Origin of the sequence: Aeromonas australiensis, from assembly GCF_000819725.1 — a bacterium.
In the GTDB taxonomy this organism is placed as follows: Bacteria; Pseudomonadota; Gammaproteobacteria; order Enterobacterales; family Aeromonadaceae; genus Aeromonas; species Aeromonas australiensis.
In genome coordinates this window covers 1-12,437 of sequence record NZ_CDDH01000062.1, presented here as the reverse complement: position 1 = coordinate 12,437, position 12,437 = coordinate 1, and the positions used below count along the sequence as shown (strand labels likewise).

12 protein-coding genes are annotated in these 12,437 nt (G+C 58.3%); 3 read left to right on the top strand and 9 right to left on the bottom strand.

The window, feature by feature from the left end; translation table 11 throughout:
- Positions 1-11: 11 nt before the first annotated feature.
- The 5 genes from sucA to sdhC form a co-directional block, all read right to left on the bottom strand.
- Positions 12-2,822, bottom strand: a complete 2,811-nt coding sequence (sucA, locus tag BN1117_RS09710) for a 2-oxoglutarate dehydrogenase E1 component (protein WP_040096903.1) — start codon at positions 2,820-2,822, stop codon at positions 12-14.
- A 115-nt stretch (positions 2,823-2,937) separates the two neighbouring features.
- A complete protein-coding gene (locus tag BN1117_RS09705) occupies positions 2,938-3,654 on the bottom strand; it encodes a succinate dehydrogenase iron-sulfur subunit (protein ID WP_040096901.1) in 717 nt (238 codons plus the stop codon).
- 16 nt (positions 3,655-3,670) lie between these two features.
- Positions 3,671-5,437: a succinate dehydrogenase flavoprotein subunit gene (gene sdhA / locus BN1117_RS09700; RefSeq protein ID WP_040096900.1), complete on the bottom strand. Its 1,767-nt coding sequence runs from the start codon at positions 5,435-5,437 to the stop codon at positions 3,671-3,673.
- A gap of 1 nt (position 5,438) precedes the next feature.
- Positions 5,439-5,783, bottom strand: a complete 345-nt coding sequence (sdhD, locus tag BN1117_RS09695; RefSeq protein ID WP_005333558.1) for a succinate dehydrogenase, hydrophobic membrane anchor protein — start codon at positions 5,781-5,783, stop codon at positions 5,439-5,441.
- On the bottom strand, positions 5,777-6,154 hold the full coding sequence (sdhC, locus tag BN1117_RS09690; RefSeq protein ID WP_040096898.1) for a succinate dehydrogenase cytochrome b556 subunit: 378 nt from the start codon (positions 6,152-6,154) through the stop codon (positions 5,777-5,779). The genes sdhD and sdhC overlap by 7 nt, the downstream gene beginning before the upstream one ends.
- A 442-nt stretch (positions 6,155-6,596) precedes the next feature.
- Here sdhC and BN1117_RS09685 point away from each other — a divergent pair, with 442 nt between their 5' ends.
- Complete coding sequence (locus tag BN1117_RS09685) at positions 6,597-7,883, top strand: citrate synthase (protein WP_040096896.1); 1,287 nt, start codon at positions 6,597-6,599, stop codon at positions 7,881-7,883.
- A 92-nt stretch (positions 7,884-7,975) separates the two neighbouring features.
- Entirely contained in the window at positions 7,976-8,296 is a 321-nt protein-coding gene (locus tag BN1117_RS09680) for a DUF4377 domain-containing protein (protein WP_040096895.1), read from the top strand.
- Positions 8,297-8,373: 77 nt separating this feature from the next.
- On the opposite strand, the gene BN1117_RS09675 is transcribed toward BN1117_RS09680, so the two are convergent.
- From BN1117_RS09675 to BN1117_RS09665, 3 genes are all read right to left on the bottom strand, one after another.
- Complete coding sequence (locus BN1117_RS09675; RefSeq protein WP_425283262.1) at positions 8,374-8,547, bottom strand: GNAT family protein; 174 nt, start codon at positions 8,545-8,547, stop codon at positions 8,374-8,376.
- A gap of 99 nt (positions 8,548-8,646) precedes the next feature.
- On the bottom strand, positions 8,647-9,411 hold the full coding sequence (locus tag BN1117_RS09670; protein ID WP_052441497.1) for a M90 family metallopeptidase: 765 nt from the start codon (positions 9,409-9,411) through the stop codon (positions 8,647-8,649).
- Positions 9,412-9,487: 76 nt separating this feature from the next.
- Positions 9,488-9,925 (bottom strand): GNAT family N-acetyltransferase, encoded by a 438-nt coding sequence (locus BN1117_RS09665; protein WP_040096891.1) that lies wholly within the window; start codon positions 9,923-9,925, stop codon positions 9,488-9,490.
- 348 nt (positions 9,926-10,273) lie between these two features.
- Between BN1117_RS09665 and BN1117_RS09660 the strand changes: the two genes are divergently transcribed.
- Positions 10,274-11,773 carry an alanine/glycine:cation symporter family protein gene (locus BN1117_RS09660; RefSeq protein WP_040096890.1) on the top strand — a complete coding sequence of 500 codons (1,500 nt, stop codon included), beginning with the start codon at positions 10,274-10,276 and terminating at the stop codon, positions 11,771-11,773.
- A gap of 58 nt (positions 11,774-11,831) precedes the next feature.
- On the opposite strand, the gene BN1117_RS19660 is transcribed toward BN1117_RS09660, so the two are convergent.
- Positions 11,832-12,077, bottom strand: a complete 246-nt coding sequence (locus BN1117_RS19660) for a hypothetical protein (RefSeq protein WP_167334825.1) — start codon at positions 12,075-12,077, stop codon at positions 11,832-11,834.
- Between the last annotated feature and the right edge of the window lie 360 nt (positions 12,078-12,437).

Below are 12,437 nucleotides of genomic sequence, written 5' to 3'. Positions count from 1 at the left end.
TTGCAACGGGTTTATTCCAGGGTCAGCGCATCTTCCACCAAGGCTTTTTGCTGCTTGGCGTGGACAGACATGTAACCGACGGCCGGTGAGGCGGACGCAGGGCGACCGGCATAACGCAGGGTAGCTCCGGCTGGCAGCACGCCATCGTAGTGGTGACGGGTGCAGTACCAGGCGCCCTGGTTCTGCGGCTCTTCCTGACACCAGACAAAGTCGGTGACATGGCTGTAATCGGCCAGAATGGCGCGCACTTCCTCTTCCGGGAAGGGGTAGAGCTGCTCAATTCGTACCAGTGCCACATCTTGCTGCTCGGCCTTGCGACGGGCATCGAGCAGGTCGTAGTAGACCTTGCCGGAGCAGAACACCACACGCTTGACCGCTTTCGGATCCAGCGCGTCAATCTCGCCGATGGCGTTCTGGAAAGTACCTTCCGCCAGCTCTTCGAGCTTGCTCACCGCCAGCGGGTGGCGCAGCAGGGATTTAGGCGTCATGACGATGAGCGGACGGCGCATCGGGCGTACCACCTGACGACGCAGCATATGGAACACCTGCGCCGGGGTAGAGGGCACGCACACCTGCATGTTGTGCTGGGCGCACATCTGCAGATAACGCTCCAGACGGGCGGAGGAGTGCTCCGGCCCCTGCCCTTCGTAACCGTGTGGCAGCAGCATGGTCAGGCCACACATCCGGCCCCACTTCTGCTCGCCGGAGGAGAGGAACTGATCCACCACTACCTGGGCACAGTTGGCGAAGTCACCAAACTGGGCTTCCCAGATGGTGAGGCCAGCCGGCTCGGCGCTGGCGTAGCCATATTCAAAGGCCAGAACCGCGTTCTCGGTCAGCACAGAGTCATACACCTCGAACGGGCCCTGTTCGTCGTGCAGGTGGCACAGCGGGGTATAGGTGCTGGCATCGGTCTGGCTGTGGAGCACGGCGTGGCGGTGGAAGAAGGTGCCACGGCCGGAGTCTTCACCGGTAAAGCGGATGCGGGCCCCCTTGTCCACCAGGGTGGCGTAGGCCAGGGTCTCGGCAAAGCCCCAATCCACCAGCTTCTCGCCAGCGGCCATCAGACGGCGGTCTTCGTAAATCTTCTCGACCTGACGCTGCAGCACGTGGGTGGCCGGATACTGGCTCACCCGCTCGCCGAGGCTCTTGAGGTGATCCATTGGCACGGCACTCTCATAGGCCATGTTCCAGTCGTGGCCCAGATACGGCGTCCAGTCGACGGAGTGCAGCTCCATCGGCCGCCACTCTTTGCTCACCCGCTCGCCGCGATCCAGCGCTTCGCGATACTCGTTGACCAGTTCGGTCGCCCGCTCCTGAGCGAGGCTCCCCTCGGCCACCAGCTGATCGGCGTAGATCTTGCGCGGAGTCGGGTGCTGCTTGATCTTCTGGTACATCAATGGCTGGGTGGCGCTCGGCTCGTCCGCTTCGTTGTGACCGTGACGACGGTAGCAGACCAGTTCGATCACCACGTCGCGTTTGAAGGTGTTGCGGTAATCCAGTGCAATCTGGGTCACCAGCACCACGGCTTCCGCATCATCCCCGTTGACGTGCAGCACCGGCGCCTGCACCGCCTTGGCGATGTCGGTGCAATATTCGGTGGAGCGCAGGTCACGGATATAGGAGGTGGTGAAACCGACCTGGTTGTTGATGACGATGCGCACTGTCCCGCCCACGCCATAGGCGCGGGTCTGGGACATGTTGAAGGTCTCGGCCACCACCCCCTGACCGGCCATGGCCGAATCACCGTGAATGGTGATGGGCAGCACGCTGGAACCATCCTTGTCACCGCGACGATCCATCCGGGCACGGACCGAGCCGATGACCACAGGGTTGACGATTTCGAGGTGAGAGGGGTTGAACGCGAGCGCCAGGTGGACGTTGCCACCCGGGGTGGCGAAGTCGGAGGAGAAGCCCATGTGGTACTTCACATCGCCGGTACCCCAGGATTCGCCATGCTTGCCGGCAAACTCGTCGAACAAGTCCTGCGGCCGTTTACCGAGCACGTTGATCAGCACGTTGAGACGGCCGCGGTGGGCCATGCCGATCACCGCCTCTTTGCAGCCCTGCTCCCCAGCGCGACGGATCAACTCTTTCAGCATGGGGATCATGGCATCGCCACCTTCCAGCGAGAAGCGCTTGGCTCCCGGGAACTTGGCACCCAGATATTTCTCCAGCCCTTCGGCAGCAGTCAGGTTATCCAGAAAACGGGTCTTCTCTTCGAGGGTGTAGCTCCCCTTCCCTTCAATGGATTCGAGACGCTGTTGCAGCCAGCGCTTCTCTTCCGTGGAGGTGAGGTGCATGTAGTCGGCGCCAATACTGCCGCAATAGGTCTTCCTCAGCGAGGCATAGAGATCGGAGAGCACCATGGTCTCGCGACCGATGGCGTAGGAGCCCACATTGAAGGTGGCCTCCATGTCCGCGCCTTGCAGGTTGTGAAACGCGGGATCCAGCTCGGCAACGGTTTCACGGGCCCACAGGCCCAGCGGGTCCAGATTGGCATTCTGATGACCACGGAAACGGTAGGCGTTGATCAGCTGCAGCACCCGCACCTGCTTGGCATCCACTTGCGGATCGGAGACGGGGGCACTGTAGCGAGAGGGATCCTTGGCCAGACGACGGAAATAATCGCGGACCTGGGAGTGGGGTTGTTCAACCCCATGGCCATTGACCTGGGGCAGCTCGCTAAACAGGCTGCGCCACTCATCGGACACGGAGTCAGGATTCTCTAGGAAGGATTCGTACAAATCCTCGATATAGCTTGCATTCGCACCAGCCAGGTGAGATGACTCCAACCAGGCCTTCATCACGCCGTTATGCATTTCTATCCCTTGTACTTCTTGTTACTGCTGCGCAGCTTGTAGGGGTCAAATAGCCATCCTGCCACGGGTGGGATGGCTATCCAGAGGTCGGGCCAGCACCTGGCCGGCCCTGATACTAAACAGCCCGATTGAGCAACATCGACTTGATCTGGCCAATCGCCTTGGTCGGGTTCAAGCCTTTCGGACAGACGTTCACGCAGTTCATGATGCCATGGCAGCGGAACACGCTGAATGCGTCGTCCAGATTCCCCAGTCGCTCGGTGGTCGCGGTGTCGCGGCTGTCAGCCAGCCAGCGGTAGGCGGCGAGTAGCCCGGCCGGACCGATGAACTTGTCGGGGTTCCACCAGAAGGAGGGGCAAGAGGTGGAGCAGCAGGCACAGAGAATACACTCGTACAGGCCATCCAGCTTGGCACGCTCTTCGGGGGATTGCAGGTGCTCACGCACCGGCGGCAACTTGTCGTCGTTGAGGAGGAAGGGTTTGACCTTCTCCCACTGGGTGTAAAACTGGGTCATGTCGATCACCAGATCGCGGATCACCGGCAGGCCAGGCAAGGGGCGAATGACGACCTTGTTGCCCTTCTTCAAGAGATCGGAGAGCGGAGTGATGCAGGCAAGACCGTTCTTGCCATTCATGTTGATGCCGTCAGATCCACAGACCCCTTCGCGGCATGAGCGACGGAAGGCAAGTGTGGGATCCAGCTCTTTCAACTGGATCAGTGCATCGAGCACCATCATGTCGGAACCTTCAGGAATATCAAGATGATAATCCTTCATATGGGGGACGTTATCAACATCCGGATTGTATCTGTAGACAGAGAATGTGACGTTCATAGGGCTGGCTCCGCAATCAGTAAGTCCGGACCTTGGGCGGGAACGCCTCACGGGTCTTGGGTGACATGTTGACAGCGCGACGGGTCATGGACTCGGTGTCCGGATGATAGAGGCTGTGGCACAGCCAGTTCTCATCGTCGCGATCCGGGAAGTCGAAGCGGCAGTGGGCGCCCCGGCTCTCGGTACGGAAGTTGGCCGCCACCGCGGTGGCAAACGCCGTCTCCATCAGGTTGTCCAGCTCCAGACACTCGATGCGCTGGGTGTTGAACTCTTTGGAGGTGTCATCCAGACGGGCTGATTTGAGGCGCTCGCGGATCACCTTGAGCTCTTCAAGTCCCTCTGCCATCGCCGCCCCTTCACGGAACACAGAGAAGTTGTTCTGCATGCAGCGCTGCAGATCTTTGCGGATCTGCACCGGGTCTTCCCCGTCACGGCAATGTTCCCAGCGGTTGAAGCGGGCCAGTGCGGCGTCCAGATCCGACTCGGAAGCATCGCGGCCGTGATCCATCTCGCCCAGGGTGTTGACCAGATGCATGCCGGCGGCACGACCGAACACCACCAGATCCAGCAGGGAGTTGCCACCCAGACGGTTGGCACCGTGCACCGAGACGCAGGCAATTTCGCCCACCGCAAACAGCCCCACCACCGGCACATCGTTGCCGTTCTTGTCCTGGGTCAGGCACTGGCCATTCACGTTGGTCGGCACGCCGCCCATCATGTAGTGGCAGGTCGGAATGATGGGGATGGGCTCTTTGACCGGATCCACGTGGGCGAAGGTGCGAGATAGCTCGCAGATCCCCGGCAGACGGGATTCCAGCACCTCTTTGCCGAGGTGATCCAGCTTCAGCTTGATGTGCGGGCCCCAGGGACCGTCGCAACCACGTCCTTCGCGGATCTCGATCATGATGGAGCGGGCCACCACGTCGCGACCGGCCAAGTCCTTGGCGTTCGGCGCATAACGCTCCATAAAGCGCTCGCCATCTTTATTGAGCAGATAGCCGCCTTCACCACGGCAGCCTTCTGTCACCAGCACCCCTGCCCCGGCGATGCCGGTCGGGTGGAACTGCCACATCTCCATGTCCTGCACGCCGACGCCGGCACGCAGCGCCATGCCGACACCGTCACCGGTGTTGATGTGGGCATTGGTAGTGGACTGGTAGATACGACCGGCACCGCCAGTCGCCAGCACGGTGGCCTTGGCCTTGAAGTAGACCACTTCACCGCTCTCCATATCGATGGCGGTACAACCCACCACATGGCCGTCCTGGTTTTTCACCAGATCCAGCGCATACCACTCGGAGAAGACAGTGGTCTTGTTCTTGACGTTCTGCTGATAGAGGGTGTGCAGCAGAGCGTGACCGGTACGGTCGGCCGCCGCCGCGGTACGGGCAGCCTGCTCGCCACCGAAATTCTTGGACTGACCACCAAACGGACGCTGGTAGACAGACCCGTTGTCGAAACGGGAGAAGGGCAAGCCCATGTTCTCCAGCTCATAGATGGCCTCGGGGCCGGTTTTGCACATGTACTCGATGGCTTCCTGATCACCGATGTAATCGGAACCTTTTACCGTGTCATACATGTGCCACTGCCAGTTGTCATCGTGGGCATTGCCCAGTGCAACCGTGATGCCGCCCTGGGCGGACACCGTGTGAGAACGGGTTGGAAAAACCTTGGACAACAGCGCGCAGCTCTTGCCGGACTGGGCAATCTGCAGCGCGGCGCGCATACCGGCACCACCGGCACCAATCACCACCGCATCAAATTCACGAGTTGGAATAGTCACCTTACACACCCCACAGCACGACGAAACCCGTCATCAGATAGACAAACAGCACCACGACCAGGGCAAATTGCAGCGCCCCGCGCAGCCCTACCGGCTTGATATAGTCAGTCAGCACCTGCCACAGACCAATCCAGGCGTGGATCAGTACGCATAGCAGGGTCAACAGGGTGAATACTTTGGTGAATGTTTTGGCGAAGAAGCCTGCCCACACCTCGTAGGTGATGTCGTTGAACGCGACAAAGCCCACCAGATAGAGGACATAACAGGTCATGATGAGGGCGGTGGCACGGATCAGGATGTAATCGTGAACGCCGCTGCGCCCGAAGGTTGCAGAATTGGTTACCATACAAGCACTCCCGCCAATACAGCCAGGATCGCGGTGATCACGAAGGCCACGCGGGCGCTCTGATTGCCGGATCCCAGCTCTTCCCAATAGCCCATATCCATGACCAGATGACGCAAGCCGCCCACAATGTGGTATGCCAGCGCAGTCAGGATCCCCCACAGCACAAGTTTGACCAGGAAGTTGTCCATGATGGCAACCACGGTTGCAAACCCTTCGGGAGAGGCGAGTGAAGTACCAAGCATCCACAGCAAGATGCCCAGTGCAACAAAGGTAATGACCCCTGAAACACGGTGCAGGATGGATGCAATGGCAGTGACAGGAAAGCTTAACGTCTGTAGGTCGAGGTTGACCGGTCTCTGTTTGTTTTTCACGCTTGCCCACTCAGCTCCATTGAGCACGTTAGTTATTGTTTTAACTCACTCTTGAGGGCACGGAATGGTGATTGTTGGTTTTTTGTTACCAAAACACTCTGAAAAAGCCAAAACGTGAGTTTTCGGTTTCACATCAGGCTTTGCCAAAGCGTTTCAAACACCCGCAGCCATGACCCACGTGGCGCAGTATATCGGCGCCCTTAACCGAAGACAATCAATTAGCTACAAAGAAAACACAAAAGCGCAAACCTGATCGCATATTTAATTTAACATTTCATTAATGCCATTAATGGGGTTTCAGCAAAATTGACATTGATAAGGAACTCTGTTTCAAATAAGGCGCTCCAGCCACTTCGGTATGGGTAACAACCTTTGCCTGCGTCATAAAAGTCGTAATAGAGTAGGACTGGAACCAAATTATAAAGAGCAAAGGAGACGTGCTATGGCTGATAAGATAGCCACCCTACACCTGCCCGGAAAAGACCCGGTCGAACTGCCGATCCTCTCCGGCACCATCGGCCCGGATGTCATCGATGTCAGAAAATTGGGATCACAGGGGTATTTCACCTTTGACCCCGGTTTTATGGCCACCGGTTCTTGCAAATCTGCCATTACCTACATTGACGGTGATCTGGGTGTCTTGCTGCACCGGGGTTATCCCATCGCCCAGTTGGCCACCCAGGCCAGCTATCTGGAAGTCTGCTATATCCTGTTGTACGGCGAAGCGCCAACCAAGGCCCAATATGCCGAATTCGAACGTCTGGTTACCCGCCACACCATGGTGCACGAGCAGATCGCCTTCTTCTTCCGCGGCTTCCGTCGCGATGCGCACCCCATGGCCGTCATGTGCGGTGTGGTCAGCGCCCTCTCCGCCTTCTATCACGATGCCCTCGACATCAACAACGAGCAGCATCGCGAGATCTGTGCCTTCCGTCTGCTCTCCAAGATGCCGACCCTGGCCGCCATGTGTTACAAGTACTCCATCGGCCAGCCGTTCATGCAGCCGCGTAACGCCCTCTCCTATGCCGGTAACTTCCTGCACATGATGTTTGGCGTGCCGACCGAAGAGTACAAGGTCAACCCCATCGTTGAACGGGCCATGGATCGTATCTTTACCCTCCATGCGGATCACGAGCAGAACGCCTCTACCTCCACCGTTCGTCTGGCTGGCTCCTCCGGTGCCAACCCGTTCGCCTGTATCGCCGCGGGGATCGCTTCCCTGTGGGGACCGGCCCACGGTGGTGCCAACGAAGCCTGCCTGCGCATGCTGGAAGAGATCGGCTCGGTGGATCGCATTCCCGAGTACATCGGCCGCGCCAAGGACAAGAACGATCCGTTCCGCCTGATGGGCTTCGGTCACCGTGTCTACAAGAACCACGATCCCCGTGCCACCGTGATGCGCGAAACCTGCCACGAAGTACTGACCGAGCTGCAGATCAAGGATCCGCTGCTGGACGTGGCCATGGAGCTGGAGCGCATTGCGCTCTCCGACCCCTACTTCATCGAGAAGAAACTCTACCCGAACGTGGACTTCTACTCCGGCATCATCATGAAGGCGATCGGCATCCCGATGAGCATGTTCACCGTGATCTTCGCCATCTCCCGTACCATTGGCTGGATTGCCCATTGGAATGAGATGCACTCGGACCCCGATCAAAAAATTGGCCGTCCCCGTCAGCTCTATACTGGCCAACCACAACGAGACTTCACTCCACTCGACCAGCGTTAAGCCAGACTCCACATACTTTGTTACAAAGGCGGTCATTGACCGCCTTTTTGTTTGCCGCTCTAATGCCCCCTTTCGTGTTGAAGGAGTCCATCATGAAACCACTGTTTATCAGCGCAGCCTTGCTGCTGACCGCCTGCCAGAGCGCCCCTACCCCGTCAAAGGAAGAGACCCTCTATATCAACAGTCAGCTGGTCGATTGCGTCGGGGTTGGCCCGATGCAGTGCATGCAAGTTCGCAGCGATGAGCTGCAGCCCTGGACACTGTTCTACCAAAATATTGAAGGCTTCCAGTTCGAGCCGGGTTACCGCTATCAGCTCACCGTCAGCAAGGAGCAGCTCACCCACGTGCCCGCCGATGCCCCCTCCCTGCGTTATCAGCTCGTCAAGGTGGTGAACAAGGTCGCCAGCAAGTAACAAACACGATCAAAAAACGGGGGATGGCTGATGCCATCCCCCGTTGGTTTATGGGTACTGCGCCTCATCAGGTGTGATCAGTTCGGCGCCAGCGCCATATGCAACAGCGGATAGAGCTTGCCCGGCGAGCGACCCGTCACGGTGAATTCCATCTTCAGATAGAAGTCCACCGCCTGTTCGTTCTGCTCGTTGACGTCAACCTGCACCGCACCGCGCGGCGTGACGCCAATGCCACAAAGCACAGTGTGCAAAAAGCCAATCAAAACAATACCCGTCAGGTTTCACTGACTGCTATTACCCTCGGGTTGCCTTATTTGCTATTTCGAATAAACCATTTTGCTGATCGGTTCTCAGATAAGTGACCCGGCGTCCGCCTCCCCCGCCAGCAAGCGGGTTGCGGGGAAACGCACAGCGGGATCCTGGCTAAAGAACTGGCTCAGTTGCCGGTATACCGAGGGATAAACCTGCTGCAGCCGTCGCGGATCGGTAAAGAAACACTCGCAGCTGACGGCAAAAAATTCGGCAGGATGTTCGGCCGCATAGGGATCGATATCGGTCACCTCGCCCCGCTCGAGCTGCTGGCAGAGCGCATCGAAGGCGGTCTGAAAGGCCTGTTGCCACAGCTGGCTGCTCATCTGCCCAAGTAGCGGTGGCGCACCGTCCGCCTCACCGCCCAGCATGTCGAGTTTGTGGGCCAGCTCGTGGATCACCAGATTAAAGCCGTCCCAGTCACCATCTTGCTGCAGTTCGCTCCAGGCCAGCACCAGCGGCCCTTGCGGCCAGGATTCGCCGGCGTTCTCCTCTTCAATCTCGCTCACCAGCCCGAACTCATCCTGCACCTCCTGGCGCCGGGTCACGGGCTCGGGAATGATGATGATTTCGTGAAAACCGCGATACCAGTCAAGGCCGAGATGCAAGATGGGCAACGCCGCCTGCAACGCCAGCACCGCCTGTTGACGGCGGCTGAGCGCAACCCCGATCAGGGTCAGGGTCTTGCGCTTGAGCAGCTGCTGCCCCAACCCGATAAGGGTGGTCTGCTCGGCCTCGTTGAGCCCTTGCAAGATGGGCACAGCCGCCAGCGCCTGACGCCACAGCGCCAACTCATCCTCACTCATGGACGTTTGCGGGCGACCACCCAGCCATTTGAACCATCCCAGCACGCCTACTCCTTCTTTTGATACAAAAAACAGCTCACAGCAGTTTGACGAACCGTTTTGGCCGCTCCTGATAATCCTGCGCCAGATAGAAACGATGGGCCCCCTCGCGCTTGAGACTGCTGGAGAGCTCCAGTTGGGCGCAACCTGCGGCCCGCGCCATCTGCTCGGCTCCCTTGAGCAAGGCGGCGCCCACTCCCGCCCCTCTTGCCCCTTCATCGACAACCAGCGCCGAGATCAGGCCCCAAGCTGGTGCAACATGCAGCGGTGCCAGCTTGTGCCACACCAGCACGCCGACCACTTTGTCGGCCCGGGAGGCGAGCAGCACCGAGCTCGCGGGATCCGGTGTCAACAGGCGCGCCGTCACGTCAGCGCCTTCGGCAGGATACCCCAATTGGCTGAACAGGTGGGCGATAGCGCTGCTGTCGTCGGCCTCAGGGGGACGGATCGTCAACGTCTCAGGGACATTTTTCATTGTTGGCCTCATGTTTGCTTTCCATTGTGTTACGCCCGTCACATTGTCCGGCGCAGATCAACAAGGAGGATCTCATTTTTGCTCACAGAAAACGCTGCTTGCCATTATCCCCCCACCCTTGTCAATTCACAAATTTGCAACAAGACAACATTTTTCGCTGGGAAGCACCGATGCAACTCGATATGTTACACCCCATGCATGGCGCTTGTTTGCGCTCTGCTTAACCCCTCAACCTCGTGCTCATTTGTTAAGTGGATTGTTAACAGACCGGGCCGAGAACAGTGACAAAGAGCGAGGCCAAGATCTCGCCAAGACAGCGCCACAAACACAACAAAGGAGTTGTTGTACATGAATGAAATCGTCAATGCCATCAATGGTATAATCTGGAGCCCTGCGCTCATCTATCTGTGTCTGGGGGTCGGTCTTTATTTCTCCCTGCGCACCCGTTTTTTGCAACTGCGTCACTTGAAAGGAATGATCAACCTGATGTTCAAAGGCAAAGCCAATGCAGCAGGGGTATCGTCCTTTCAAGCACTCTCCATGACCCTGGCGGGCCGGGTGGGTACCGGTAATATCGCCGGGGTCGCCACCGCCATCACCTTTGGTGGCCCGGGCGCCCTGTTCTGGATGTGGATGGTGGCCTTCCTCGGCGCCAGCTCCGCCTTCGTGGAGTCCACCCTGGGTCAGGTCTACAAAGAGAAGATCAATGGCGAGTACCGTGGCGGCCCGGCGTTTTATATCGATAAAGGGTTGGGTATCAGCTGGTTTGCCTGGATCTTCGCCATTGCCACCATCTTCGCCTGCGGCATGCTGCTGCCTGGCGTTCAAGCCAACTCCATCGGCTCCAGCCTGAAAACCGCCTTTGATATCGATCCCAACGTTACCGCCGCCGCTCTGGCGCTGCTGCTCGGCTTTATCATCTTTGGCGGCGTCAAGCGTATCGCCACCTTCGCCAGTACAGTGGTGCCCTTTATGGCGCTGGGTTACATCATCGTTGCTTGCGTTATCATCGCCCTCAATATCGGCCAGCTGCCGGGCGTGATCCTGCTGATCTGGAAGAGCGCCTTCGGTCTGGAAGCCGGCTTTGGTGCCATTCTGGGTCTGGCCATCATGTGGGGGGTCAAACGTGGGGTCTACTCCAACGAAGCGGCTCAAGGTACCGGCCCGCACGCCTCCTCTGCGGCGGCGGTGAGCCATCCTGCCAAACAGGGTCTGGTGCAGGCGTTCTCCGTCTATATCGATACCCTGTTCGTCTGCTCCGCCACCGGCTTTATGCTACTGATCACCGGTCTCTATAACGTGCAAGGGCCGGACGGTGGCGCCATCTACACGGGGATTGCCGGTATCGCAGCGGGCCCGGGCTATGTGCAGACCGCTATGGAGAGCATGATGCCGGGCTTTGGCAACTACTTCGTCGCCATCGCGCTGTTCTTCTTCGCCTTTACCACCATCGTGGCCTACTACTACATAGCCGAAACCAACATCGCGTTTATCAACCGCAAGATCAATCGCCCCTGGCTCACCTTCTTGCTGAAGGTCGCCCTGATGGCCGCCACCGTCTATGGTACCGTCAAAACGGCGGATCTGGCCTGGGGCCTGGGCGATATCGGGGTCGGCCTGATGGCCTGGCTCAACATCATCGCCATCCTGCTGCTGCAAAAGACCGCATTTACCTGCCTGAAGGATTACGAAGCACAGCTGGCACAAGGGGTTGACCCCGTATTCCATCCGGAAAAGCTGGGGATCAAGAACGCAGACTACTGGATTGACAACCGCGCCGAAGTAAACCTGATGCGCGAGCAAACCGGCCACTCATTCGAACCGGATCCGGACCCCAAGACCTCCTGAACCAACTCGATATAAGACATAAGACGTTAATAAAAATGGCAGCCCAGGCTGCCATTTTTTATTTATTTTCAATATTTTGCATCAACTCAATTAGTTGAGTGCCAAGAATATCGACGGCGCTTGCCTGGACGATGACGAATAGGCTGGCACCGCCGCCGATGAGGGTGCCCTGCATGCCGTGGCTTGGGCCAGTTGGTGGGGCATTCGCACCTTCCAGCAGATCGGCGGCGCCCCGGTCGGGGTATGGCGTGTAGAGTGACCTGGTAGAGTGACCTGGAGAGTGACCTGGAGTGACCTGGGACATCCACCTCTTTTAGTGACCTGAGGACCTGGGATAGAGTGACCTGGGACACCTAGAGTGACCTGGGACACCCACCTTTTTGACAAATGAGAGTGACCTGGGACATCCACCTCTTTGACACGAGAGTGACCTGGGACATCCACCTCTTTGACAAAGACGTAGCAGGGATTGTCAGACCATGGGGCTTGCCCCAGCATCCACAGGTCGACCTGATATGGATAGTGACCTGGGACACCCACCTTTTTGACAAAGACGTAGCAGAGAGTGACCTGGGACACCCACCTCTTTGACAAAGACGTAGCAGGGATTGTCAGACCATGGGGCTTGCCCCAGCATCCACAGGTCGACCTGATATCAATGCAA